Source organism: Marinobacter lacisalsi (genome assembly GCF_042651045.1).
Lineage (GTDB): Bacteria > Pseudomonadota > Gammaproteobacteria > Pseudomonadales > Oleiphilaceae > Marinobacter > Marinobacter lacisalsi.
The window spans coordinates 299,070-325,553 of record NZ_JBHSDI010000001.1 but is presented as its reverse complement, the minus strand read 5'-3'; the positions used below and the strand labels follow the sequence as shown (position 1 = coordinate 325,553).

General features: G+C 58.4%; 24 protein-coding genes. 6 read left to right on the top strand and 18 right to left on the bottom strand.

Features of this window, described 5'->3' with window-relative positions:
• Positions 1-12: 12 nt before the first annotated feature.
• The 11 genes from ACFOZ5_RS01520 to ACFOZ5_RS01470 form a co-directional block, all read right to left on the bottom strand.
• Complete coding sequence (locus tag ACFOZ5_RS01520; protein ID WP_379884950.1) at positions 13-483, bottom strand: F0F1 ATP synthase subunit B; 471 nt, start codon at positions 481-483, stop codon at positions 13-15.
• An 85-nt stretch (positions 484-568) separates the two neighbouring features.
• Positions 569-796, bottom strand: a complete 228-nt coding sequence (atpE, locus tag ACFOZ5_RS01515) for a F0F1 ATP synthase subunit C (protein ID WP_091850834.1) — start codon at positions 794-796, stop codon at positions 569-571.
• Between the two features lie 50 nt (positions 797-846).
• Positions 847-1,701, bottom strand: a complete 855-nt coding sequence (gene atpB, locus ACFOZ5_RS01510) for a F0F1 ATP synthase subunit A (RefSeq protein ID WP_379884949.1) — start codon at positions 1,699-1,701, stop codon at positions 847-849.
• Positions 1,702-1,717: 16 nt separating this feature from the next.
• Positions 1,718-2,080 carry an ATP synthase subunit I gene (locus ACFOZ5_RS01505; protein WP_379884948.1) on the bottom strand — a complete coding sequence of 121 codons (363 nt, stop codon included), beginning with the start codon at positions 2,078-2,080 and terminating at the stop codon, positions 1,718-1,720.
• 255 nt (positions 2,081-2,335) lie between these two features.
• The gene (locus ACFOZ5_RS01500) at positions 2,336-3,208 is read right to left on the bottom strand and encodes a ParB/RepB/Spo0J family partition protein (protein ID WP_379884947.1); all 873 of its coding nucleotides are present in this window, start codon (positions 3,206-3,208) and stop codon (positions 2,336-2,338) included.
• Positions 3,209-3,312: 104 nt separating this feature from the next.
• Positions 3,313-4,107 (bottom strand): ParA family protein, encoded by a 795-nt coding sequence (locus ACFOZ5_RS01495; protein WP_379884946.1) that lies wholly within the window; start codon positions 4,105-4,107, stop codon positions 3,313-3,315.
• Between the two features lie 2 nt (positions 4,108-4,109).
• Positions 4,110-4,772 carry a 16S rRNA (guanine(527)-N(7))-methyltransferase RsmG gene (rsmG, locus tag ACFOZ5_RS01490; RefSeq protein ID WP_379884945.1) on the bottom strand — a complete coding sequence of 221 codons (663 nt, stop codon included), beginning with the start codon at positions 4,770-4,772 and terminating at the stop codon, positions 4,110-4,112.
• Between the two features lie 11 nt (positions 4,773-4,783).
• Positions 4,784-6,670: a tRNA uridine-5-carboxymethylaminomethyl(34) synthesis enzyme MnmG gene (mnmG, locus tag ACFOZ5_RS01485; protein WP_379884944.1), complete on the bottom strand. Its 1,887-nt coding sequence runs from the start codon at positions 6,668-6,670 to the stop codon at positions 4,784-4,786.
• Between the two features lie 397 nt (positions 6,671-7,067).
• Positions 7,068-10,208, bottom strand: coding sequence for an efflux RND transporter permease subunit (locus tag ACFOZ5_RS01480; RefSeq protein WP_379884943.1), 3,141 nt, complete (start codon positions 10,206-10,208; stop codon positions 7,068-7,070).
• A 2-nt stretch (positions 10,209-10,210) separates the two neighbouring features.
• Positions 10,211-11,302 carry an efflux RND transporter periplasmic adaptor subunit gene (locus ACFOZ5_RS01475; RefSeq protein ID WP_379884942.1) on the bottom strand — a complete coding sequence of 364 codons (1,092 nt, stop codon included), beginning with the start codon at positions 11,300-11,302 and terminating at the stop codon, positions 10,211-10,213.
• A gap of 34 nt (positions 11,303-11,336) precedes the next feature.
• The gene (locus tag ACFOZ5_RS01470) at positions 11,337-11,909 is read right to left on the bottom strand and encodes a DUF3833 domain-containing protein (protein WP_379884940.1); all 573 of its coding nucleotides are present in this window, start codon (positions 11,907-11,909) and stop codon (positions 11,337-11,339) included.
• 210 nt (positions 11,910-12,119) lie between these two features.
• Between ACFOZ5_RS01470 and thpD the strand changes: the two genes are divergently transcribed.
• A complete protein-coding gene (gene thpD / locus ACFOZ5_RS01465) occupies positions 12,120-13,055 on the top strand; it encodes an ectoine hydroxylase (RefSeq protein WP_379884939.1) in 936 nt (311 codons plus the stop codon).
• A gap of 43 nt (positions 13,056-13,098) precedes the next feature.
• Here the strand turns inward: thpD and ACFOZ5_RS01460 are convergent, their stop codons facing one another.
• The 7 genes from ACFOZ5_RS01460 to rpmH form a co-directional block, all read right to left on the bottom strand.
• Positions 13,099-13,491, bottom strand: a complete 393-nt coding sequence (locus ACFOZ5_RS01460; protein WP_379884938.1) for a DNA repair ATPase — start codon at positions 13,489-13,491, stop codon at positions 13,099-13,101.
• Positions 13,492-13,495: 4 nt separating this feature from the next.
• Positions 13,496-14,167, bottom strand: a complete 672-nt coding sequence (locus ACFOZ5_RS01455) for a DUF2959 domain-containing protein (RefSeq protein ID WP_379884937.1) — start codon at positions 14,165-14,167, stop codon at positions 13,496-13,498.
• A gap of 97 nt (positions 14,168-14,264) precedes the next feature.
• Positions 14,265-15,635, bottom strand: coding sequence for a tRNA uridine-5-carboxymethylaminomethyl(34) synthesis GTPase MnmE (mnmE, locus tag ACFOZ5_RS01450; protein WP_379884936.1), 1,371 nt, complete (start codon positions 15,633-15,635; stop codon positions 14,265-14,267).
• Between the two features lie 129 nt (positions 15,636-15,764).
• Entirely contained in the window at positions 15,765-17,465 is a 1,701-nt protein-coding gene (gene yidC / locus ACFOZ5_RS01445; protein ID WP_379884935.1) for a membrane protein insertase YidC, read from the bottom strand.
• A 4-nt stretch (positions 17,466-17,469) separates the two neighbouring features.
• A complete protein-coding gene (gene yidD / locus ACFOZ5_RS01440; RefSeq protein ID WP_189572434.1) occupies positions 17,470-17,727 on the bottom strand; it encodes a membrane protein insertion efficiency factor YidD in 258 nt (85 codons plus the stop codon).
• Positions 17,728-17,732: 5 nt separating this feature from the next.
• A complete protein-coding gene (gene rnpA / locus ACFOZ5_RS01435) occupies positions 17,733-18,116 on the bottom strand; it encodes a ribonuclease P protein component (protein ID WP_379884934.1) in 384 nt (127 codons plus the stop codon).
• Positions 18,117-18,129: 13 nt separating this feature from the next.
• The gene (gene rpmH, locus ACFOZ5_RS01430; RefSeq protein ID WP_008172542.1) at positions 18,130-18,264 is read right to left on the bottom strand and encodes a 50S ribosomal protein L34; all 135 of its coding nucleotides are present in this window, start codon (positions 18,262-18,264) and stop codon (positions 18,130-18,132) included.
• Positions 18,265-18,925: 661 nt separating this feature from the next.
• Here rpmH and dnaA point away from each other — a divergent pair.
• The 5 genes from dnaA to gyrB all read left to right on the top strand — a co-directional run bounded on the left by dnaA (position 18,926) and on the right by gyrB (position 26,469).
• Positions 18,926-20,419 (top strand): chromosomal replication initiator protein DnaA, encoded by a 1,494-nt coding sequence (dnaA, locus tag ACFOZ5_RS01425; RefSeq protein WP_379884932.1) that lies wholly within the window; start codon positions 18,926-18,928, stop codon positions 20,417-20,419.
• 45 nt (positions 20,420-20,464) lie between these two features.
• Positions 20,465-21,568 carry a DNA polymerase III subunit beta gene (dnaN, locus tag ACFOZ5_RS01420; RefSeq protein ID WP_379884931.1) on the top strand — a complete coding sequence of 368 codons (1,104 nt, stop codon included), beginning with the start codon at positions 20,465-20,467 and terminating at the stop codon, positions 21,566-21,568.
• 64 nt (positions 21,569-21,632) lie between these two features.
• Positions 21,633-22,916, top strand: a complete 1,284-nt coding sequence (locus tag ACFOZ5_RS01415; RefSeq protein WP_379884930.1) for an ABC1 kinase family protein — start codon at positions 21,633-21,635, stop codon at positions 22,914-22,916.
• Positions 22,916-24,058 (top strand): DNA replication/repair protein RecF, encoded by a 1,143-nt coding sequence (recF, locus tag ACFOZ5_RS01410; RefSeq protein WP_379884928.1) that lies wholly within the window; start codon positions 22,916-22,918, stop codon positions 24,056-24,058. Before ACFOZ5_RS01415 ends, recF begins: the two co-directional genes overlap by 1 nt.
• Positions 24,055-26,469 (top strand): DNA topoisomerase (ATP-hydrolyzing) subunit B, encoded by a 2,415-nt coding sequence (gene gyrB / locus ACFOZ5_RS01405; protein ID WP_379884926.1) that lies wholly within the window; start codon positions 24,055-24,057, stop codon positions 26,467-26,469. The genes recF and gyrB overlap by 4 nt, the downstream gene beginning before the upstream one ends.
• The last annotated feature ends 15 nt before the right edge of the window (positions 26,470-26,484 follow it).

Genomic DNA, 26,484 nt, shown 5'->3' with positions numbered 1-26,484 from the left:
GATGAACCTCGCTTAAAGTTCGGCAGCGAGCTTGTCCAGCATCTCGCTGTGTGCGTTGGCATCGACAGATTTTTCCAGGATCTTCTCGGCACCGGCGACGGCCAGGGCAGCCACTTCGGCACGCAGGTCATCACGCGCCTTGACACGCTCCTGCTCGATTTGGGCATGGGCCTGATCGATGAGTTTCTGACCCTCTTTGCGAGCGTCTCCCTTGGAGTCTTCGACGATCTGGCTTGCCCGCTTGTTGGCCTGTTCGATCAGGGCAGCGGCTTCTTCCTTGGCTGTGCGAAGTTCCTGCGCGGCTTTTTCCTGAGCCAGCTCAAGATCCAGGGAAGCGCGGTCTGCAGCAGACAGTCCATCGGCTATTTTTTTCTGGCGTGCGTTCATGGCCTCGGTGATCGGAGGCCAGACGTACTTGACGCAGAACCAGACGAAAATAGCGAAGGCAATCGTTTGCCCTATCAACGTAAGGTTTATATTCACGGCAATATACCTCTAGCTATTCGTTGCGTCCTGGTGTCCGTAAAACCGGGCGCCGTTTCAGGGGCGCCCGCCCTTAACGGCCGAATTACCCAGCAACAACGAAGATCAGGTACATCGCAATACCAACGCCGATCATGGGAACCGCGTCCAGCAGGCCGGCCATGATGAAGGTCTTGGTTTGCAGCTGGTTAGCCATTTCCGGCTGACGTGCAGTGGACTCAAGCAGTTTGCCGCCCAGCAGACCAAAGCCGATACCAGCGCCCAGGGCGCCCAGACCGATGATCAGTGCAGCTGCAATAAATACCATTTCCATTGAAGGCTCCTCAGTTTTCTCAAGTGGTTAAGGGTTTTTGAGTTTCGTAATCAGTGATCTTCGTGTGCCGCGCTGAGGTAGACCACAGCCAGCGTTGTAAAGATAAAGGCCTGCAGGGTCACCACCAGAATATGGAAGATCGCCCAGGGCACGTTCAGCGTCCACTGGACCCACAGTGGTAACAGAGCGATAAGGATGAACACAACCTCACCGGCGTACATGTTGCCGAACAGCCGCAGTGCCAGGCTGACGGGTTTGATGATCAGTGCCAGCAGTTCCAGCACCAGGTTGAACGGTATCAGGGCCCAGTGATTGAAGGGCGTGAACGACAGCTCCTTGAGGAAGCCACCCGGCCCCTTGACCTTGAAGCTGTAGAACAGAATCAGCAGGAATACACCAATGGAGATACCGAAGGTACCGTTGGGATCCGTGGTGGGAACAATCTTGAAGTACTCAAGCCCCATGGCGTGGGCAAGAGAGGGAATGTAGTCGACCGGGATCAGCTTCAGGGTGTTCATCAGCAGGATCCACACAAACATGGTCAGCGCCAGCGGTGCGATCATCGGGTTCTTGCCGTGAAACACATCACGGACAATGCCCTGCACGAACTCGACGGTCATTTCCACCATGTTCTGCAGACCACCGGGCTGACCAGTGGTGGCCTTTTTGGCCGCAAACCGGAACAGGCCCAGGAACAGGACACCCATGGCTATGGACCAGCCCATGGTATCCACGTGAACCGCCATGAAGCCCATGTCGGCCGCTTCCTGAGCGGTGCGGGCCATGGTCCAGGTTGCCTCTTCCACAACCGAGCCGTCGGCGCGCTCGTAGCCTTCCGGCAACTTGCCGTAGGTCAGGTTCGTCAGGTGGTGCTTTATATAATCTACTGGGGTATCAGCTGCCATACTGCATCTCGTCCAGTCATCGCTGTGGTCTTGGCCGCATGAACCAGCGCAGGGCTGCGCCCATCACAACCATCACAGCAAAAGTGAATAACAGAGCCGGTGCATGGATCGGCTCCATCAAGTTGAAAACGGCCGCAAAAAACACTGCGGTAAGGGCGATCTTCACGGATTCCGCCCTGAACAGGTTGCCTACCATGAGGGACATGTTTCGTGCCCCTTCCACCTTATAGACCTTGTAGGCAAACCAGGTGTTTGGCACCAGAAAAATAAGACCACCCATCAGGGCGGAATAACCGGCCAAACTCCCCTGCGTGGCCCATAACAGGGCCATAATAACGATGGCTGTACTCTCGATAACCAGCCAGCGGAGCAGCGGCACCCGGTTAAGACGATGTCCGGACCTTGCCATGACTAAAAACCTGCCGCCATTCCAAGCGCGGGAATTATATGTGTTAACCGAAAGGTGTTCAACTCAACCAACACGAAAACCTGGTGGTTTTTTGGTCACTTGAAGCACCAATCTGGCGCATCAGACACAAGTTGTGCCTGCTTTTGGATCACATCACGAGATGTGGTGGTTAAGATGAGATTGTATTTCAAAAAGGAATTTTTCCAGGTCACGGAAAAGTGACCGTTAGCGGATATGCCCGAGGATGCCGTCCAGTTCGTCGAGGGAACTGTACTCGATCACCAGTTTGCCCTTGCCACGCTGGCCATGATCGATGGATACCCGGGCACCCAGGCGTTCCGCCAGATCATCCTGAAGGGCGCGGATATTGGGATCCACCTCACCTTTGGGCTTCTTGCGTTGTGGATTCTCATTCTGCACGCGACGTACCAGCGCCTCGGTCTGGCGTACGGACAGTGACTTGGCAACCACCTGACGGGCCACCTGCAGCTGAAGTTCGGGCGGCAGGGATAACATCGCGCGACCGTGGCCCATTTCCAGATCACCATGCTCCAGCATGATGCGCACGTCCTCGGACAGGCCGATCAGGCGCAGCAGGTTGGTAATGGTGGTGCGGGACTTGCCCACCGCTTCCGCCACCTGGCCCTGGGTCAGACCGAACTCGTCCTGCAGACGCTGGAGTGCGAAGGCTTCCTCGATAGGGTTGAGGTTCTCCCGCTGGATGTTCTCGATCAGCGCCATGGCAATGGCGGCTTCGTCGGGTACATCCCGGACAATAGCGGGCAGGCCCTCCAGTTCCGCCATCTGGGCGGCACGCCAGCGACGCTCGCCGGCGATCAGTTCGTAGCGGCCCTCACTGATCGGCCGCACCACCACCGGCTGCATCACTCCTTGCTGCCGGATGGAATCCGCCAGTTCCTGCAGGGCGGCCGGGTCCATGTCGCGGCGCGGCTGGTAGCGGCCACGCTGGATCAGGTCGATAGGGATCACCCGCAGTTCGCCGTCATGATTGCGGGGTTCCTCATCCAGGTTCACCCGGGAGTTTGCCAGCAGGGCACCCAGGCCCCGTTCACCCAATCCTCGTTTTTTTGCCGCCATGGTCGTTGTCATTTATCCAGAGTGAAGAATGCGTCGGTCTTGAAAGCGTTCTATGGTACACCGCCTCCGCGGTCCCTCAAACGGCCGGGGATCTGCACAGATGCCTAGACGGCAACAGAACCTGCCGTCTTCTGGCTGCTGTGGCGCCGGACCATTTCTCCGGCCAGGGCCAGGTAGGCCACCGCGCCCTTGGAAGCACGATCGTATTTGAGGGCCGGAAGACCATAACTGGGCGCTTCCGCGAGGCGGACATTGCGGGGAATGACCGCCTTGTAGACCTTGTCGCCAAAGTATTCCGACAGCTGCCCGGACACATCCAGGGTCAGGCTGTTGCGGGGATCGTACATGGTCCGCAGTATGCCCTCGACCTGCAGGTCGGGATTGACCGTTTCCTGGATCTGTTCGATCGTATTCATCAGCGCCGCCAGGCCTTCCAGGGCGTAATACTCACACTGCATGGGGATCAGCACCGAGTCGGCTGCCGACAGGGCATTCACGGTGAGCAGGTTGAGGGACGGCGGGCAGTCGATAAGGATGTAGTCGTAATTCTCGCGGATGGCATTGAGGCACAGGCGCAGGCGGTGCTCCCGGCCGATTTCATTCATCAGCTCGACTTCCGCCGCCGTCAGGTCGCCGTTAGCCGGTAACAGGTCAAAACCGGAGTTTTCCACCGACACGATGACTTCGTCGGCCCCGGCCCGCTTGGTTAGCACATCATAGCCAGACAACTCGACCCCGTTCTTGTCCACACCGCTGCCCATGGTGGCATTACCCTGCGGGTCCATATCCACCAGCAATACCCGGCGTTTGGTCGCAGAGAGCGATGCCGCCAGATTGACGCAGGTGGTGGTCTTGCCCACTCCACCTTTCTGGTTGGTCACGGCAATGACGCGAGCCATGGCTAGCCTCCTGTTATGGAATCCGGTCGCGGAGAAACCCGATTGATGCAGAGCAGATGTCGCTCGCCGTCACAGCCGGGATAGTCGAGCCGGTGGCGGGCACCGACCTGCCAGTCTGACGGCAATTGAGACACTTCATCATCCGGGAACTGACCTTTCATGGCAAGGAACTGCCCCGCATCCGCCAGCAGGTTGCCACACCAGGCAACCAGGTTGGGCAGGGCGGTAAAGGCCCTGCTGGTAATCTGCCTGAAGGGTTCATCCGGTTGGCAGTCCTCTGCGCGGCCGTGGATAACCTCCACGTTGTCCAGCTGGAGCTCCAGTACACACTGGGTCAGGAACCGGGTTTTCTTGCTGTTGCTATCCAGCAGCGTGAACGCGATCTCCGGCCGGGCGATGGCCAATGGAATACCCGGCAGGCCACCGCCAGCGCCCACGTCCAGTACCCGGTCTGCTGACAGGAACGGCAACAGGGTCAGGCTGTCCAGTAACTGGCGAGGTACCATTTGCCCGGGCTCGCGCACAGCGGTCAGGTTGTAGGCCCGGTTCCACTTGTTCAGCAGGACCAGAAAGGCCAGCAGTTTTTCCTGTTGGCCGGCATCAAGGCCTGTATCCATCGTTTTCAGGCCGTCGGACAACTGCCGCTGCCAGAGTGATTCGCTCATGACTGGCCCCGTCAGGCGGATTGCTTGCGCAGCAGATCCCGCTTCTTCAGGTGCACCAGCAGCTGGGACACCGCCGCCGGGGTCACGCCCTGGATACGGGAGGCCTGGGCGATGGTCTCGGGCCGAACCTCTTTCAGTTTCTGGCGGATCTCGTTGGACAGGCCACCCACGGCGTCGAAGTCGAAATCATCCGGCAGGCGGGTTTCCTCGTTCCGGCGCAGACGATCGATCTCATCCGCCTGACGGGAGATGTAGCCCTCGTACTTGATCTCGATCTCCACCTGTTGCTCAACGGCGTCGGCACCGGCCCGGTCGCCGCCAATCTCGGCAATCTCAGCGTAGGAGATTTCCGGACGACGCAACAGTTCCGCCAGGGTATTGTCCCGGGCCATGGGCTGCTTGAGATAGCCATCGGCGATGGCGGACTGGTCCGTTTTCGGATGGATACGGGTGGTCTCCAGCCGCTGACGTTCTGCAACGATGGCCTCGCGCTTGTCGTTGAAGCGGCGCCAGCGTTCGTCATCCACCAACCCCAGGTGATGGCCGGCTTCGGTCAGGCGCAGGTCAGCGTTGTCTTCCCGCAGGATCAGCCGGTATTCGGCACGGCTGGTAAACATGCGGTAGGGCTCGGAGGTGCCCATGGTAATCAGGTCATCCACCAGCACGCCGATATAGGCTTCGTCCCGGCGCGGGTACCAGGGTTCCTTGTCCTGCGCCTGCAGCGAGGCGTTGAGCCCGGCCAGCAGGCCCTGGGCACCCGCTTCCTCGTAGCCGGTGGTACCGTTAATCTGGCCGGCGAAGTAGAGCCCGCCGATAAACTTGGTTTCCAGGGTATGACGCAGGTCCTGCGGGTTCAGGTAATCGTATTCGATGGCATACCCCGGCCGGGTGATATGGGCGTTCTCAAAACCCGGGATGGACCGCACCGCCGCCAGCTGGATATCGAACGGCAGGCTGGTGGAAATACCGTTGGGGTAAAGCTCATGGGTATTCAGGCCTTCCGGCTCCACGAAGATCTGGTGGGAGTCCTTGTCGGCGAACCGGTTCACCTTGTCCTCGATGGATGGGCAGTAGCGGGGGCCGATGCCCTCGATCTCACCGGCAAACATGGGGGAGCGGTCAAAGCCACTGCGGATGATGTCGTGGGTCTCGGCAGTGGTGCGGGTGACATAGCAGCACACCTGCTCGGGATGCTGATCCCGCGAGCCCATGAAGGACATGACCGGGGTGGGGTTGTCGCCCCATTGTTCTTCCATCACGAAGAAATCCACGGACCGGGCATCGATACGCGGCGGCGTGCCGGTTTTCAGGCGACCGACATTGAACGGCAGTTCCCGTAATCGTTTGGCCAGGGCATTGGCCGGGGCATCGCCGGCACGTCCGCCGGCATGGTTCTGCATACCAATGTGGATAACACCGCCCAGGAAGGTGCCGGTGGTCAGCACCACGGTCTTCGCATTGAAGCGGATACCGGTGTTGGTGACCACGCCGGTCACCCGGTCGTTTTCCACTATCAGATCATCGGCGGCCTGCTGGAACAGCATCAGGTTGGGCTGGTTTTCCAGGATCTCGCGGATGGCCGCCTTGTACAGCACCCGGTCGGCCTGGGCACGGGTAGCACGCACAGCCGGCCCCTTGCGGCTGTTGAGCACACGGAACTGGATGCCGGCGTGGTCAGTGGCCTTGGCCATGGCACCGCCGAGGGCATCGATTTCCTTGACCAGATGACTCTTGCCAATCCCGCCAATGGCCGGGTTGCAGGACATCTGCCCCAGTGTCTCGATATTGTGGGTCAGCAGCAGGGTCTGCGAGCCCATGCGAGCGGCTGCCAGGGCGGCCTCGGTACCGGCATGGCCGCCACCAATGACAATCACGTCGAAACGGGTCGGAAAATCCACAGAATCACCTCGGAACAGGGGAAATAAATCAACGGCGCAGTATACCTGCTAGCGCAGGTGCTTTGCAGTGGTAGTGGGTAAATTTTAACCAGACTGAACAGGTTTGTAGAGGTGGCCTGGCGAAAACTAGCGGGAAATACCTAATTCCTCACAAATTCATGGGCTTGAAAAAAACTGTTCACAAAACTTTTCAAGATAGTTATCCACAGGATTGGCGGCCCAAAAACCCAGTTATAAAAACAATAACCTATTGTTTTTATATGTTTTTATTAAAACTATCAAAAGATCATTCCCAAATTATTCAGGAATTTATCCACAGATTTTGGCGGCAATCGAGACCCTGGCCCAACTCCCCCCGCACCAGAGGTACTCACCCCCCGTCTGAGACGGGGCAGCACTAATGTCCCGTCTGGGCGGGGGCCTGTGAGCCTGCGGCCCTGGCACGCTCCTCCCCGGCCTCCCGTTCCAGGGCCTTTTCCACGGTATTGGCGGATTTGGCGAACCGGGCCAGCAGGTCATATAACACCGGAATCAGGAACAACGTCAGGGTGGTGGCGAAGACCAGCCCGCCAAGGATCACCATGCCGATGGCAGCACGGCTTTCCGCGCCGGCGCCGGTGGCAATCACCAGCGGCACCGCCCCGAACACGGTGGAAATGGTGGTCATCAGTACCGGACGGAATCGCAGCACCGCCCCTTCCAGGATTGCCTCCCTCACCGTATGCCCCTGGTCCCGAAGCTGGTTGGCAAACTCGATAATAAGAATGCCGTTCTTTGCCATCAGCCCCAGCAACATGATGATGCCGATCTGGCTGTAGATATTCAGGCTGATTCCCGACCAGTACAACGCAGCCAGGGCACCGGTAACCGCCAGGGGCACGGTAAGCATGATGATCAGCGGGTGAATCCAGCTCTCGAACTGCGCCGCCAGCACCAGGAACACGATCACAAAGGCCAGGCCAAAGGTGATGTAGATGGCATTGGAGGATTCCTGGAATTCCTGGCTCAGGCCCTTGTAGCTGATTCGCGCTTCCGACGGCAGGGTATCCGCCGCCAGAGTATTAAGATAGTTCAGGGCCGAACCCAGATCGTAGCCATCCGCCAGGGAGGCGCTGATCACCACCGCCGGCAACCGGTCAATCCGCCGCAGATCCGGATTGGCACCAATCTCTTCCATACTCACCAGCGCCGCCAGGGGAACCAGCTCACCACCCGCCCGGGGGCGCATGAAGATCTGGCTGAGATCCGACGGCGTGGCCCGATTGTCATCACTGGCCTGGACAATAACGTCGTACTCCTGACCACGGTCCAGGTAGGTGGTGACCTGGCGGGAGGCCAGCATGGTCTGCAGGGTCAGGCCCATGTCCTCCACGGTGATGTCCAGGTCGGCGGCCCGCTCCCGGTCGATGGTTACCCGCAGCTCGGGACGGGTCAGCTCGAAGTCCGTATCCACGTTGAGCAGGTTCGGGTTTTCTTTCGCCCTCTCGGCCAGTTGCTCACTCCATTGCTGGACCGCCCCGTAGTCGGGCCCGGCCACCACGAACTCCACCGGCTGGTTAAAGCCGCGCTGACCCAGACCCGGCGGGTTCACCGCAATCACCCGAATACCGGACACATCAGAGAGCTTTCTGCGGATCTCGCTGGTGATCTGTTGTTGCTTGACGTCACGCTGGTCCCAGTGCTCAAGCCCGAGAATCATGAAGGCGTTGTCTTCCTCATCCCGGAAACCGACGATGGAGAGCATCCGGCTGGCAATGCCCTGGTCCAGGTAGGGCAACAGTTTTTCCTCCGCCTGGCGCACGTAATGGTCGGTGTATTCCACGGTGGCACCCCGGGGGGCGCTGGTAGGCATGATAATGACACCACGGTCCTCAATGGGAGCCAGCTCCTGGGGCAACCTGGGGAAGATCACCACCGCGGCCACCAGACCGGCCAGCCCCAGGCCGACGATCAGCCCCGGCTGGCGCAGGTAAAATCGGAGCAAACGGGCGTAGCCGTTGGACAGGCCATTGAGCACTTTCTCGCTGGCTGCCCACAGCCGGTGGCCTTCCACGGTTTCCGGGCTGTGTCGCAGCCATTTGGAACAGAGCATGGGGGCCAGGGTCAGGGCCACAAAACTGGAAAACACCACCGCCGCGGCCAGGGTGAAGCCGAACTCCGCAAACAACCGGCCGATGTTGCCGCCCATGAAGGAAATGGGAATGAACACCGCCACCAGGGTCAGGGTGGTGGCGATAATGGCAAAGGCCACCTGCTTGGCGCCACGGAACGAGGCCAGCAAGGGGGGCTCGCCATTATCAATGCGCCGCTGGATGTTCTCCAGCATGACGATGGCATCGTCCACCACCAGACCGATGGCGAGAATGATCGCCAGCAGGGTCAGTACATTGATGGAGAAACCGAGAAAACCCAGCCCGATAAAGGCGCCAATGACCGCCACCGGAATAGTCACCGCCGGAATCAGTGTGGCCCGCCAGGACCGCAGGAACAGGAAAATCACCAGGATCACCAGCGAGACGGCAATAGCCAGGGTGATCACCACCTCCTGGATGGAGGCCCGGATAAAGATGGACTCGTCGTAGCTTTCGGCGATGGTGACTTCCGGAGGCAAGGTCTTGCGGATCTGCTCAAGTTCCGCGCCAACCGCATCGGATACCGCCACGGTATTGGCCTTGGACTGACGGATGACCCCCATGCCGATGGCGGTCTCGCCATTGGCCCGCAGGCGACCGACATCAGACTCCACACCCATCTGCACATTGGCCACTTCCCCCAGCCGCAGCAGATCATTCCCGTCCCGGCGCACCACCAGGTTGCGGAACTGCTCCACGTTGCTCAGCCGGCCTTCAGCCCGCACCGTAAAGTTACGGGTGGAGGAGTCCACCGACCCCGCCGGCAGCTCCACGTTATTGGCCCGCAGCGCCCGCTCCACTTCCGCCACGGTGATATCCCGGGCCGCCAGGCGATCCCGGTCCAGCCATACGCGGATGGCATAGCGGCGCTCACCGCCAATGCGCACGTTGGCGACGCCATCCAGCACTGAAAGCCGGTCGACCAGCACCCGGTCGGCAAAGTCACTGAGTTCGGCGCTGTCCCAGACCGGGCTACGCAGGGTAATCCACATCATGGGCCGGGCATCGGAGTCGGCCTTCTGGACCACCGGCGCATCCGCCTCATCCGGCAGCTGGTCGGCTACCCGCGAGACCGCATCGCGCACATCATTGGCGGCGATATCCACATCCCGGGAGACATTGAATTCGATACTGGTGCGGGACTCTCCCTGCTCGGTGGAGGACTCAATGGAACGGATACCCTCGATACCACTGATCGCGCCCTCGATCACCTGGGTAATCTGGGTGTCCACCACCTCGGCCGCGGCGCCGGTGTAATTGGTGGATATGGACACTACCGGCGGATCAATATCCGGGTATTCCCGCACCGGCAGGTCCAGCAGGGCGGCAATACCGAAAACCACGATCAGCAGGCTCAGGACCGTGGCGAACACCGGTCGCTTGATGGAGATATCGGACAGTACCATGGTCAGGATCCCGAGGCCTGGAAGCGGTTCTCCGGAATGGCGTTCTGCTCATCCTTGACCTTTATCCGGTCGCCGCTACTCAGGCGGTCCTGGCCGGTAATGATGACCTCGTCGCTGGCGCTGATGCCACTAGCCACTTCCACCAGACCTGGCATCCTTGACCCCAGGGTAACTTCGGTTCGGCGGGCAACGCCGTCGTCGGCCACAAACACATACTTGTCATCGCCACGGATCAGCACGGCCTGTTCCGGGATCACCAGGGCTTCGCGCTCTCGCAGGGTCAGGCTGGCGGACATGAACTGACCGGGACGCAGTCGTCCATCGGCATTGTCGATCAGGGCCCGTACCGGCAGAGACCGGCTCAGCTCACTGATTCGTGTACCCAGCTCCACCAGCTCGCCCTGGAAACGATCATCGGGCCAGGCCGGTGACTGGCCTCTGACCACCTGTCCCAGTGTCACCTGGCCAAGAAAACGCTCCGGAACCGAGAACGAGAGTTCCATCCGGTCGGTGGCATCCAGGGAAGTAATGACCGTGCCGGGGGTGACGTAGGCACCGACGCTGAGATCGGACAGCCCCACCACCCCGGTAAAGGGTGCCACGATACGGTGGTTGTCCAGCCGCACCCGGGCAGCCTCGCGCTCAGCCAGGGCGACATCCACGGCCGTTCTTAATTCATCTACCTGAGCCTGGGAGACACTGTTATTGGCCCGCAGCTGAGTGGCCCGTTCCAGCTGACGGCGGGCATCGGAAAGCCCGGACTCAATGACTCTCAGGTTCGCCACCGCCTGGCGGTCATCCAGCCGTACCAGTAAATCCCCCTTCTCCACCCGCCGGCCAGCCCCGAGGTTGATTTCCACCACCCGTCCACTGACTTCGGTCGTCAGTTCCACGGCATCCACGGCCTTCAGGCTGCCCACAGCGTTCACCTCGTCCCTGACGGTATCCTGTTCGGGGAACACCGTATCGACGGCACTTGCACTGGATGGCGACGCCTGCTCGTCGTCCGCACCGGTGTCAATCTTGTTCCAGACCAGGGCTCCGCCCACTGCAACAATTACCAGAAATAAGGCCGTAAGCCATTGCTTCCACATAGGAACTACTACCTGAATATCGTCGGTTTAAGCGTCAGTCCGGGTTGGCATTGCGCTGGATCACCAGTACGACCTCGCCCACCGGTACGCCCCACTTGCTCATGGCGGTCTCGTTGATCAGGGTGTCCGGCGTCACCAGGTACATCCAGTCATCCATGCGAACGTTGATGGTGCCGTCGCCATAGGGCACCTCAAGGACGTAATTCATATGGATGGCATTACCACGCCAGGTCATGAAGCCGGGTTCGACCACGTCGCCAGCCTCGGCCCGATAGCCGCCTTCTTCCGGAGTCAGTGTCCAGACCCGGGTATCCACCTCGCCATCGTCGAACCGGAACACCTCGTCCAGGGTTCCCGTGCCGTCCTCACTCCAGCTGGCTTCGATGTCGGCGTCGAAGGTTCTGATCACTTCCCCGGACATGTCCTTGACCACACCCCGGGCCGTCAGGGAACCCTGAAAGAACTGATCCGGCACCAGCGCCGGTGTCCGGGACTGATAATCGTCAAGGGAAGGTCCGGCACAGCCAGCGAGCAGCAATACCGACAAAAATACCCAGATACGGTTCCTGAAACCAGCGACATACGTCGCTATAGCAGGGGTTTGCATAACCTTTACACTCCTGTCACGTACGAACAGAAACATACGCCGGAAGAGCAGGGCCGGTTCTGTCTCCAGAATCGGCCTTGAAATCCCGCAGGGGCGTCCCTAAATAGACTGTGCCCTACTGGAATATCAGTAACGACTTATTTTTATTAAGAATTTTTCTTAACCATTGATGAGTTGAGTTATCGAGTTCTACTGGCAGGAGGTTCGAATATGGATACTCGTTCTGAAGATTTCTATCCCAGTCGTCTTGAACGCCCAACCCCATCCTTTGAACGTTTGGACCCGGTTATCCACAGCACCGGTTCAGACCGCTCCGACGGGCCGCTGAGTGAAACGGAACTGGCCCGGTACGAACGAGACGGTTTCCTCGCGTTCCCCAATTTCCTTGACCGGGACACCGTGGCCCGCTTCCGTCAGGACCTGCGGGACTATGAAAATGACAGCAATATACTCAGGGCAGAGGGCACCATTACCGAGCCTGGCAAGCAGGAGATCCGGTCAGTTTTTGGTGTGCACGAGTTATCCGAGCGGTTTGATCGGCTAACCCGGGACCCCGAAATACTGGCCATGGTGCACCAGCTGTTGGGCAGCGATGCCTATATCCATCAGTCCCGTATCAACTTCAAGCCCGGTTTCCACGGCAAGGGGTTTGACTGGCATTCGGATTTCGAGACCTGGCACTCCGAGGATGGCATGCCCCGCATGCGGGCGGTCAGCTTTTCCATCGCCCTGACCGACAACACCCCGTTCAACGGGCCGCTGATGCTGATCCCCGGGTCCCACAAGCGCTTCGTGCCCTGCGTCGGGCGCACTCCGGAAGACAACTACCAGTCTTCCCTGAAGAAACAGGAGCTGGGGGTACCCAACGATCAGGACCTGGCGGAGCTGGCTGATCAGGGCGGTATCCAGGCGCCCACCGGCCCGGCCGGGTCGCTGATCATCTTCGAGTGCAACACCCTCCATGCTTCCAATGCCAACATGTCGCCGTGGCCCCGGAGCAACCTGTTCTTCGTGTTCAACAGTGTGGAAAACCAGCTGGTGAACCCGTACTGCGGCAACAAGCCACGGCCGGGATTCCTGGGCAACCGCGCCAACACCGCTGCCCTGCAGCCGTTTGGTCAGGATGACCTGCGTCGCACCGGCTAAGCACAATGGAAAAGAAAGGGCCCCCTAGGGGCCCTTGAACAAGTCACTGACTGTCTTCGGGATCCGTTACCGGGTCCCTTTCGCTGCTCTCTCCCTCAATGGTTTTACGACTGAGATTTCGCAGGCGTTTGTGCTCATTGGCCACCTGTACCCGCAGCTTGCAGATGGTGGTGAGGTAATAACCGGACGGGAAGATCAGGCCGTGGTTGTCTGGCAGCGAGGCCACCGAGCCCCCCAGGGCATCCACCCGGTCTACCTTGCGTGTGGTCCGGTTGTACAGATAATAACGCCAGCTTTTCTCGTTAAAGGGGAGGATACGAACCAGCACAATCTCGCCAAGATCCGCATACTCGAAGGTAGCGTCATCCAGGGACTGGGAGTCCGACTCAACCGGGTCGGAAAAGATGCCTTTTCCGGAATTGCTGTTGTTCTCCACCTTGTTACTGCTGAGAACGGAACCGCTGGATAAAGGCATCGGATTCGGCGATGGAATCCTCCATCTCCCGGATCAGGGAATCCACATCCTGGCGGATCCGGCCCAGTTCGCTCTCCAGTGACGCAATGGCCTGGGCATTGAGGTTATGCTTGAGGAACAGCATCTGGTCCTCGAAAGCCTGTAGCACAGGTTCCATGCGATCCTCCGCCTCGTGCATGCGAGTGATCAGCTGCTCGTAATGCTGGCGGGTTTCCTGCAGTTTCTGTTCGCTGGAACGGCGCAGGGAAGCGCTTTCGTAAAGGTCGAGTTCGTCGTCCCATTCCTCGAACAGGGCGTGTGCCACATCCTCCACCTGGTCGATCCGTTCCAGTACCTTCCCGGCGGATGCCTCACTGTCCTCGTAGGCATCCCTTACCTCCTCGTATTTTTCCTTCAGGGGCGTATCAGGGGTATCCACCACACTCTGGAAACGCTCCAGCGAAGACCGGAATGTCTCCTGGGCGTCGTTCTGGGAATCCCGGGCGTCTTCCACCCGATCCACCAGGATATCCCGCTTCTCGAAGCCCAGGGTTTCCATGGCGCTGTAGTACATACTGCTGCATCCGGCGAGGGTGACCAGCAGAGCCAGGGCAAGTACCGGCTTCAAAGGCGGGCAAGCTGGAAAAGACAGGCGCATAGGCACACTCCGTTACGGGATAATGATCCGGCTATCCTAGCCTGCATTCGGGGCCAAGTGGAAATCCACCAACCATCGATCGTCGGCCGGTAACGAGTCACTTGCCAATACAGAAACTGCTGAATATCTTGCCCAACAGATCATCAGAGGTCATCACGCCGGTGATCTCACCAAGAGCGTCCTGGGCGGCCCGCAGATCTTCGGCCAGTAACTCACCGGCGCCATAGCCCTGAAGCTGATCCTGGCCTTGATGCAGGGACGACAGCGCCCGTTGCAGGGCGTCCAGGTGACGGCGACGGGCCAGGAAGCCATCTTCAGTGGTGGTGGCAAAGCCCATGCACTGCTTCAGGTGATCCCGCAGGATTTCCAGGCCATCGGCGGATTTGGCCGCCAGGCGGATGACCGGCGCTGCCTGGTGGGGTTCGGCGGTAATCCCGACGGGCTCATCGGACAGGTCCACCTTGTTACGGATCACGGTGACCGGCGCCTGCTCAGGCAGCTGGTCAATGAAGTCCGGCCAGATGGTATGGGGTTCCACCTCGGCGGTCGTGGTGGCATCCACCATCAGCAGGATACGGTCCGCCTGCCGTATTTCCTCCCAGGCCCGGGCGATACCGATCTGCTCCACTTCATCCGGGCTGTCGCGAAGGCCCGCGGTGTCGATGATGTGCAGGGGCATACCATCGATGTGGATATGTTCCCGCAGCACATCCCGGGTGGTGCCTTCGATGGCGGTGACAATGGCCGCCTCACGCCCGGCCAGGGCATTGAGCAGGCTGGACTTGCCGGCATTGGGGCGCCCGGCGATCACCACCTTCATGCCATCCCGCAACAGACTGCCCTGGTGGGCTTCCGCGATGATGCGATCGAGATCGGCCACGATCCGGCGCAGATCCTCCGCCACCTTGCCGTCAGCCAGGAAATCGATCTCCTCCTCCGGGAAGTCGATGGCCGCTTCCACATAGATCCGCAGGTGAGTGACCGCGTCCACCAGTTCGTTGATACGGCGGGAAAACACCCCCTGCAGGGAATGCACGGCAGAACGGGCAGCCTGCTCGGAGCTGCTCTCGATCAGGTCGGCAATAGCTTCCGCCTGGGTCAGGTCCAGCTTGTCGTTGAGGAAGGCCCGTTCGGAGAACTCCCCGGGCCGGGCCAGTCGGGCGCCTAGCTCACACACGCGGCGCAGCAGCATATCGAGGATAACCGTGCCGCCATGCCCCTGAAGCTCCAGCACATCCTCTCCGGTAAAGGACTGAGGATTGGGGAAGAAGAGGCCGATGCCTTCGTCAATCAGATCGCCATTGCCATCCAGGAAGGCACCATAGTGGGCATATCGCGGTTTCGGCTGGAAGCCCAGTATGGCTCGGGCAATCTCACCGGCACCGGGCCCGGACACCCGCACGATACCCACGCCGGCCTGGCCGGGGGCGGTGGCAATGGCAGCGATGGTATCGGTTACTGGTTGCATGGGGACTCCGGGAAGGCCAGGAATACTGCTCGGAAACTGAACGGGGCCCCCGAAGGAGCCCCGCATAAGCTGTGCAAAGTCTGGCCAGTGTCCCGTGCGGTTAATTCGCTGGCCTACTGCGGGACACTGCTATGCCTTACGGGCAGCCATTTCCTTTTCGATCTTGCTGGTAATGTACCACTGCTGGGCAATGGACAGAATGTTGTTGGTCAGCCAGTAGAGTACCAGACCGGCCGGGAACCACAGGAAGAAGACAGTGAAGATGATGGGCATCAGCTTCATGATCTTCGCCTGCATGGGATCCGGCGGCGTCGGGTTCAGGTGCATCTGCAGCATCATGCTGGCACCCATCAGGATCGGCAGGATGAAGTACGGATCCATCTGGGAAAGATCCTGGATCCACAGCATGAACGGCGCATGGCGCAGCTGGACACTTTCAAACAGGACCCAGTAGAGCGCGATGAACACCGGCATCTGCACCAGTATCGGCAGACAGCCCCCCAGCGGGTTGATTTTCTCTTTCTTGTACAGCGCCATCATTTCCTGGGACATGCGCTGACGGTCGTCGCCGTAGAGCTCCTTGAGGCGGGTCAGCTGCGGCGCGACAGCCCGCATCCGGGCCATGGACCGATAGCTGGTGGCGGACAGTTTGAAGAACACCGCCTTGACCACCACGGTCAGCAGGATAATGGATACACCCCAGTTGCCCACCAAGCTGTGGATCCAGTCCATGAAAATGAACAGGGGCAGTGAGATGAAGAACAGGAAACCGAAGTCTACCGTGCGGTCCAGGTTGGGGGCCACGCCCTCCAGGCGTTCGATAATTTTAGGCCCGACATAGACACGGGCACCGGCCTGACCGGTTTCACCGGGCTCTACCACGGTAGCGGGGCTGACGAACCCCATAACGTTAAGGTTGCCACGGGTGGTGGTCTGGAACTGGTGGGCCTGATCCCGGGGCGGTATCCACGCGGAAATGAAATAGTGTTGCAGGAATGCCAGCCAGCCATTGGTCACCGGCTGGTTGATGCGATCGTCCTCCAGGTCCGAGAAATCGAACTTCTCGTAGGGATCTTCCGGTGAACTGATAACCAGCCCCAGGTAGGCGCGCATACCCATGCTGTTCTGGGCAGTGGGATCCGGTGCTTCGTCGCGAACGATCTTGCCGGTGAAGTTACCCTGCCAGGTGTTTTCCGACTGGTTGTCGATCAGGTAACTGACATCAATCTCGTAGCTGTTCCGTTCCAGGGTGTATCGCTTGATCACGCTGATACCCCGGGCCGTTTCGTAGCTTAGGTCGACCTGCAGTGAATTCTGGCCTTCAGCGAGCTCTACCTGCGGGCTGGAGACCTGGTAGACCGGTGTTTCACCGTTCTTGCGGCTGTCCAGACCATCACGCCCGATCATCCCGCTTTCCAGGAAGTAGGTACGTCTGTCAGTAGTTTGCAGCAGCCGCAGTGGCTCCTCACTGTCGAGCTTGCGGTCGTAGTCCAGTAACGACGCTTCCACCAGGTTGCCGCCCACCCGGTCAATCTTGAGTTCCAGCACATCGGTGCGAACCGTTACCAGGCGATCAGAGGCAGATACATCCGTATTGCTCTGACTGTTTTCATCACCCGGGGCGGAAAAGTCGCCGCCGTTATCCGATACCTGGTCGCCATCCGCATCCGGCAAACTCAGTTCATCATCTGCAACAGTGTCAGAGGCTGCAGGCTGCTCCTGAACGGTCGGAGTCTCCACAGGCTGGTTATAGTCCTCGTTCCAGGCCAGGACCATCAGGTAGCTGACAATGGCAAGACCGGCAAATAATACGATGCGCTGAATGTCCATAAACTTAGTCTGCAGTTTGGTTGGCTTTTGCTCGGGTATCTGACCGGTCAGTACCGGGTACCGGATCGTATCCGTGGGTTCCCCAGGGATGACAACGGGACAGGCGTCGTGCTGCAAGCCATGAACCGCGCAGGGCGCCATGAGTATCGATGGCTTCCAGTGCGTAGGCTGAGCAGCTTGGAATATGACGACAATGGCTGGCCATCATCGGGCTGATGGCGTAGCGATAGACATGGATGGGAACTACCAGGAGAGATCGCATAGTGCCTATCCTGAAGGGCCGTTACCGGTTTCAGACGCCCGGTATTTTCCGGCCAGTTTCCGCCAGATGGCATCCAGGGCCTGGTGCAGTGCCTGATTGTTCTGTGTCGCCAGGTTTTGCCGTCCGAGAACAACAATGTCCAGCGATCCAAGGTCAGTGCGATGGCGAAACGTTTCTCGAACCACCCGTTTGACACGGTTGCGCTGGACAGCGTGTTTCAGGTTCCGCTTCGAGAAGATCAGGCCAAGTCTGGGACGCCCAAGACTATTGGGCGATGCCAGAATCAGGAAGTGCCGGTGGGGGACTCTGATCTGAACGTCGTCGAATACGCCGGAATAATCCGCCGGGCGCAGTAAACGGGACGTTTTGGGAAACGAGTGATCCCCCACGCTGCAATCCGTATCAGGCTGACAGGCGTGCGCGGCCCTTGGCACGACGGCGTGAGATTACCTTGCGGCCGTTGGCGGTGGCCATACGGGCACGGAAACCGTGGACGCGCTTACGCTTCAGTACGCTTGGTTGAAACGTTCTTTTCATGATTACGCTCTCGTTGATCGTGAGATGGTTTGCGCCAGGTGGCTGGCTGCAAAATGAACAGTCAAAACAGGTGCGGCATTCTAAGCAAATCAGGGGGTGATTTCAATGATTTCTGATGCAGCGCGGAGGATGGCCGGATGAGGAGCTTCGGACGGTGGTGTGAGCGTAAGCGTAATAACATAAACAGGGTTTTATTATTCTTTTAAATCTTTTCTATTTATTACTGTTATTAGGCACCGGTGAATCTGTGGATATCGTTCTTTTAGCATTTAAAATCAATGGACTATCACGTTGGCAAGATTGTGGTGAAGGTCGGATAAGGGCTGTGGATAGCGTATGCAGGAAATGGGGACAAGTCGGGATTTCGCAAAACAGGGCAGTTGTCCCGGATTGATCAAGGCTTCGTGAACAGGGTTGCTGACAGCTTGCTGACAGCGATCTGTGGATAACTTTATTTTGCGGATTTTCTGTACACAAGGGTGTGTGTAAAACTGTAAAAATTTGAAAAAAAAGGAAAATTGTTTCCACAGGCTGTTCATTGGTTCCTCTTTCAGGCTTTTCCTCAAGGCCAGTGGGGGGTAGAATTTCCTGTCTTGTAGCCTGTCACCTGACAGGTTGGTGAGGCCCAATCCTATTTCATCAGTATCGGAGGCAAGCGGACGTGCCGCAGCAGATCTGGCATCAGTGCCTTGAAGTACTCCGGGATGAGTTTCCGGCGCAACAGTTCAATACCTGGCTTCGGCCCCTTCAGCCAGAATTGAGTGAGGGCTATCTGGTGCTGTTTGCTCCCAACCGGTTTGTGATGGATTGGGTCAACCAGAAGTACCTGCGCCGTATAGAAGAAGTCATCAAGGACCTGGAGGGGGGGCACGCGCCCAGGGTCAACATGAAGGTGGGCTCGGCATCCCGGCCTGCGCAACCGGCCAGCGAAGGGACAAGATCCGCTACCACGGAAGCCCATCGCCGTAGCAATGGCAACAGCGCATCCGGTTTAAGCCCACGCAAGCGGGCGCCGGTCCCGGATACCGACGAGACTGGTCGCGTTACGGAAGAGGAAAAAGGCGTCGCTGCCTCGGTACCTGCGTCGGCCGGGTCCAGGCGTTCTTCCGTGCAGGTGGAAGGGGACGTCAAACACCAGTCCTTCCTTAATGAAGGTTTTACGTTCGATACCTTTGTGGAAGGCAAATCCAACCAGTTGGCCCGGGCAGCCTCGATGCAGGTGGCCGAAAACCCCGGTGGTTCCTACAATCCGCTGTTTCTTTATGGTGGCGTGGGGCTGGGCAAGACCCACCTGATGCATGCCATTGGCAATGAGATCGTGGCTCGTAATCCCAATGCCAAGGTTGCCTATCTCCGTTCGGAGCGGTTTGTGGCTGACATGGTCAAGGCTTTGCAACTCAACGCCATCAGTGAATTCAAGCGGTATTACCGGTCGGTGGATGCGTTGCTGATCGATGACATCCAGTTCTTTGCGCGCAAGGAACGGTCCCAGGAGGAGTTTTTCCACACCTTCAACGCCTTGTTGGAGGGTGGCCAGCAGGTTATCGTTACCTGTGACCGCTTCCCCAAGGAAATCACCGATATGGAGGAGCGGCTGAAGTCCCGCTTCGGTTGGGGGCTGACGGTCATGGTTGAGCCTCCCGAGCTGGAGACGCGGGTTGCCATCCTGATGAAGAAAGCGGAGCAGGCCAATGTCCGCCTGAGCAGCGAGGCGGCCTTCTTCATTGCCCAGAAAATCCGCTCCAACGTACGGGAGCTTGAAGGGGCCCTGCGGCTGGTTATCGCCAATGCCCACTTTACCGGCTCCGAGATAACGCCCCCGTTTATACGTGAAAGCCTGAAAGACCTGCTGGCACTGCATGAGAAGCAGGTCAGCATGGATAACATCCAGCGTACGGTGGCGGAGTACTACAAGATCAAGGTATCGGATCTTCTGTCCAAGCGACGTACCCGCACGGTAACGCGACCCAGGCAGATGGCAATGGCACTGTCCAAGGAACTGACCAACCACAGCCTGCCGGAAATCGGCGATGCCTTTGGCGGTCGGGACCACACGACAGTACTGCATGCCTGCAAGAAGATTGTCGAACTACAGGAAAGTGATCCCGGTATCCGGGAGGACTACCAGAATTTCATGCGTTTGCTGACCAGCTGACGCCCGGAAACCGACAAGAAATCATCCACAGGAACGTCGAGTGACATGAAACTGACTATCAGCCGAGAATCCCTGCTCATACCGCTACAGTCCATAGCCGGTGTGGTAGAGCGGAAACAGACCATGCCCGTGCTGTCCAACGTCTTGTTGGTGGCTGAGGATAACCATCTGACGCTGACCGGTACCAATATGGAAGTGGAGTTGGTTGCCCGGGTGTCGCCGGTTCATGTGGATCAGCCTGGTGAAATCACTGTTCCGGCCCGCAAGCTTTCCGATATCTGTCGGGCCCTGGGGGATGAGGCGCCAATCGAGCTGGCCCTGGAAGGTGACCGGCTTCATCTTCGTTGCGGTGCCAGTCATTTCACTCTGTCCACGTTACCGGCCCAGCACTTTCCCAATGTGGAGGACGAAGAGGCCAGTATCCGACTCGATGTACCGCAAAAGGAACTTGGCCGGATGCTGGATGCCACCGCGTTTGCCATGGCCCAGCAGGATGTTCGGTACTACCTGAATGGTCTGCTGCTGGAGGTGGCCCCGGACTACCTGCGTACCGTGGCAACCGATGGCCACAGGCTGGCCATGGCTCATTTCGACATGAGCACCGGTGTTGACGATGTCCGTCAGGTGATTGTTCCCCGTAAGGGGGTGCTGGAACTGACCCGCTTGCTGGATGATGTGGAGAATCCGGCAACGCTGGTAATTGGTGACAACCATCTCAGGGTAACGGTAGGATCCTACACATTTACCTCCAAGTTGATTGAAGGTAAGTTCCCGGACTATAACCGCGTTATTCCCCGGGGTGGCGACAAGGTGGTACTGGCCGACCGCTCTACCCTTAAGAATACCCTCCAGCGGGCCGGTATCCTGTCCCATGAAAATATCCGCGGTGTTCGTCTTCATCTGTCGTCCGGCAAGCTGGAAGTGTTTGCCAACAACCCGGACCAGGAACAGGCGGAAGATGCGCTGGCAGTGGATTATCAGGGCGATGAGCTGCAGATCGGGTTTAATGTGGGGTATCTTGTGGATGTCATGAATGCGCTTGATGATGATCAGGTGCGAATCACGCTTTCCAATCCCAACAGCAGCGCGCTGATCGAGTCGGATGCCGAAACCCGCAGTCTGTACGTGGTCATGCCCATGAGGTTGTAGGATCGTGCGATTCGGGTTGCAGTTCCTGTGCGCTGGAACTGTCGTTATCTGAAAGGAGAATCTTATGGCACGGGTAACGGTAAGCCAGGGGCTCAAGGGGGCCTTACGGATTGGTCAGACCATCACGGTTCTTGGTCGTACCGGCCTGGGTTGGGTGCGGGGGCACAGGCCTCCGGCGCCCCGGATGCTGCGGGAGACGTTCGAGTCACTCGGGGCAACCTACATCAAGCTGGGCCAGTTTATTGCGAGCTCCCCTACTTTCTTCCCCCGTGAGTATGTGGATGAGTTCCAGGGCTGCCTGGACCGGACGCCGAGTATTCCGTATTCCGACATTCGCCGCATTCTTCGGGAGGAGCTTGGCCGCCCGCTTGAGGAGGTCTATCGGGAGATCGATCCTGTCGCCCTGGCGTCAGCCTCTATCGCCCAGGTTCACACGGCCACATTGGTCACTGGTGAGGAAGTGGTGATCAAGGTTCAGAAGCCGGGGGTGGAGACCGTTCTTCTCACTGACCTGAACTTTCTGTATCTGTCATCCCGTGTTGTGGAAATGCTTGCGCCGAAGCTCTCCTGGACGTCGCTGTCCGGTATTGTTGAGGAAATCCAGCAGACCATGATGGAAGAGTGCGATTTCATCCAGGAAGCAAGGAACCTGGATACGTTCCGCCAGTTCCTCCTGGATACCCATAACGAGGATGTGGTGGTACCCCGTGTCCATCATGAATTCAGTACCCGCCGGGTGCTGACCATGGAGCGTTTCCATGGGGTGTCACTCACCGACCTTGAGACTATCCGTCGAGTGACCAATGACCCTGAACGTACTCTGATCACTGCCATGAACACCTGGTTTGCGAGCCTCACGCAGTGTGAGTTCTTCCACGCGGATGTTCATGCCGGCAACCTTATGGTTCTTGACGATGGCCGTATCGGCTTCATTGACTTCGGCATTGTGGGTCGCATTCGTCCGGAGACCTGGCAGGCGGTATCCAATTTTATTGGTGCAGTGATGGCAGGTAATTTTGAAAGTATGGCGGACGCCATGGTTCGTATCGGTATTACCCGCGAGTCGGTTGAGGTCTCCGCACTGGCACGTGACCTGCGCAATCTTTATCAGAGCATGGATGGAATGGTCCCTGAGGGGGCTGCGTCACCGCTGCAGGGCGATGATACGGACGATGAAGTGAACAATATACTCATGGAGGTCGTTCGTATCGGCGAAGACCATGGACTTCATTTCCCCCGTGAGTTTGCCCTGTTGCTCAAACAATTCCTGTATTTCGATCGTTATGTTCATATCCTGGCCCCGGAGATGGACGTGTTTATGGATGATCGTCTGACCATGCTGCACTGATGGCCCTGCTGTCCCTCCAGACCGAGAGTTTCCGTAATCTGTCCCCTGCTTCCCTGCGCTTCTCGCCCTCGGTCAACCTGATCTACGGCGCTAATGGCAGTGGCAAAACCAGCTTGCTCGAGGCAATCGCCTATCTTGGGTTGGGGCGCTCTTTTCGTCAGCATCGGCACAAGGTGGTTTGCCAGGAAGGGAAGCAACGGTTCGTCATTTTTGGTCAGGTGCAGCCGATGTCCCGTCACGACGGCGCCGATGTCGGCATTTCCAGACTGGGGTTTTCAAGGGATATCCAGAGCCAGGAAACCCGGCTTCGGGTGGATGGTGAAAACGTCTACAGTCTGTCGGTTCTGGCCTCGCTGTTTCCGGTGTCGGTTATCGACCCTGGTGTTTTTGATATCGTGGCCGGGGGTCCCGGCAAACGGCGGCAGTTTCTGGACTGGTTGGTGTTCCACGTGGAACCTTCTTTCGGCGCCCTCTGGCATCAATGCCAGCGCAGTATATCCCAGCGCAATCAGTTGCTCAGAAGTGGTACAATAGATGATCATCTGCTGCAGGTGTGGGACAGGCAGTTCGTTGAACTGTCAGAGCAGGTCGATCGGTTAAGGCAATCCGTTTTCCGGGATTTCGAGTCACAATTACGGACAACTTTGTCCGATGTCCACGGAGAGTGGGCCGACTCTCTGAGGGTGGATTACTACCCTGGCTGGGACCGAAAAAGGGGATTGGCGGAGACCTTGGTCGAACACCGGGACCAGGAACGCAAAGTCGGGCATACCTTGTACGGGCCGAACAGGGCCGACGTCAGGCTCCGTTATCATGGGCGGGCAGTGGCCGAGATCTTTTCCCGTGGCCAGCAGAAAACCCTGGTGATTCTGATGAAGCTCACTCAGGGTGAAGTGCTTGCCGGGCACTCAAAACAGGTCACCTTCCTGCTTGACGATATCAACGCGGAATTGGACCACAGTCATCGGCGGTTGCTGGCCGAGAGGTTGACCCGGCTTGGCAGCCAGGTATTTTTGACATCCATTGAAAGACCCGATCCCAGCGAGCTTTGGGAGAGTCCGCCCCCGGAACACAAAATGTTCCACGTGGAACATGGGCGACTAACGGAAGAACAAACCAGCGCTTCAGGAGCGTCCGAATGAGCGAACAGAGTTACAACTCCTCCAGTATCAAGGTTCTTAAAGGCCTGGATGCCGTACGTAAACGCCCTGGCATGTATATCGGCGATACCGACGACGGCACCGGCCTGCATCACATGGTATTCGAACTGGTGGATAACTCCATTGATGAAGCGTTGGCGGGCTACTGCTCTGAGATCGGCGTGGTGATCCATGCTGACGAATCCGTCACCGTCCGGGACAACGGGCGGGGCATTCCCGTTGATCTCCACGAAGGCGAAGGTGTTTCAGCGGCCGAAGTGATCATGACTGTGCTGCACGCCGGCGGCAAATTCGATGACAACTCCTACAAGGTCTCGGGTGGCCTCCACGGCGTGGGGGTTTCTGTCGTCAACGCCCTGTCCTCTACGCTCAAGCTGACTATCCGCCGAGACAACAAGGTCTACGAGCAGACCTACAGCCACGGTGTACCTAACAAGCCCCTCGATGCGGTGGGTGATACGGATCGTAGTGGTACCGAAGTTCACTTTATTCCCTCGCCGGACACCTTCACCAGTATCGAGTTTCACTACGACATACTGGCCAAGCGTCTCAGGGAACTGGCCTTCTTGAACTCCGGTGTTCGTATCCGGCTGCAGGACGAGCGCAGCGGGAAAGAGGATGTCTTTGAATACGAAGGCGGTCTGCGGGCCTTTGTTGAACACCTGAATCAGAACAAGACCCCGCTGAACCGCGTGTTCCATTTCAACACCGAGCGGGAAGACGGCATTGCCGTGGAAGTCGCCATGCAATGGAATGACGCCTTCCAGGAAAACATCTATACCTTCACCAACAACATTCCCCAGCGTGATGGTGGCACCCACCTGGCCGGCTTCCGGGCCGCCCTGACCCGCTCGCTGAACAACTACATCGAGCATGAAGGCCTGGGCAAGAAGTCCAAGGTCAACACCTCCGGTGATGACGCCCGGGAAGGCCTCACGGCGATTGTCAGCGTGAAGGTACCTGATCCGAAGTTCTCCTCCCAGACCAAGGACAAGCTGGTCTCATCCGAGGTCAAAACCGCGGTTGAGCAAGAGCTCTACCAAAGCTTCTCCGATTACCTGCAGGAGCAGCCGAACGAGGCCAAAGCCATCGTCAACAAGATGATTGAGGCTGCCCGCGCCCGAGAAGCCGCCCGCAAGGCGAGGGACATGACCCGCCGCAAGGGCGCACTGGATATCGCGGGACTGCCGGGTAAGCTTGCGGACTGCCAGGAGAAAGACCCGGCGCTATCCGAACTGTTCATAGTGGAGGGCGATTCAGCCGGTGGTTCTGCCAAGCAAGGCCGTGACCGTCGCACGCAGGCCATTCTGCCGCTGAAAGGCAAGATCCTGAACGTGGAAAAGGCCCGGTTCGACAAGATGCTGTCGTCCGTGGAAGTGGGCACCCTGATCACCGCGCTTGGTTGCGGCATCGGCCGCGAAGAGTTTGACCCGGAAAAGCTGCGCTATCACTCCATCATCATCATGACGGATGCCGACGTTGACGGTTCCCACATCCGCACCCTGCTGCTGACCTTCCTGTTCCGTCAGATGCGTGAAATTATTGAACGGGGCCATGTGTTTATTGCCATGCCCCCGCTGTACAAGGTGAAGCGTGGCAAGCAGGAGCAGTACCTGAAGGACGAGAAAGCCAAGGTCGCCTACCTGACCCAGAGTGCCCTGGAGAGCGCACAGCTGTTCGTAAACCCGGAAGCACCTGCGATCAAGGACTCCGCTCTGGAAACCATGGTCAAGGACTACCAGGCGGTAATGGCCATGATCGAGCGTCTGTCACGGGCCTATCCACAGATGGTTCTGAAGCAGATGGTGGATAACAGCACCCTGAGCCCGGAGGATTTGTCGTCGGAGGAGGCGGTTACCCGCTGGGTCGGACGGTTGGGTGAAGGCCTTGCCCTGGATACGAAAACCGGAACCAAGTACAGCTTCTCGGTGGAAAGAGACGCTGAACGTAACCTGTTCCTGCCCAAGGTAACCATCCACGTGCATGGCATCCCATACACCCACGTGTTCAGCCATGACTTCTTCGAATCGTCATCCTATAAAGCGATTGCGAGACTCGGGGAAACCCTGGATGGTCTGATCGAAAAAGGCGCCTATGTGCAGCGCGGTGAGCGCAAGCAGGCTGTCCTGAGTTTTGAGGGCGCCCTTGAGTGGCTGATGAAAGAAGCCCAGCGAGGTCTCAATATTTCCCGCTACAAGGGGCTGGGTGAAATGAATCCGGAACAGCTGTGGGAAACCACCATGGACCCGGAGTCCCGCCGTATGATGAAGGTAACGATCGAAGACGCCTTTGCGGCGGATCAGATCTTTACGACCTTGATGGGCGACGATGTGGAACCCCGACGGAACTTCATCCAGACTAATGCTCTGGAAGTGACAAACCTTGATGTGTAGTGTTTAGTGTCCCGT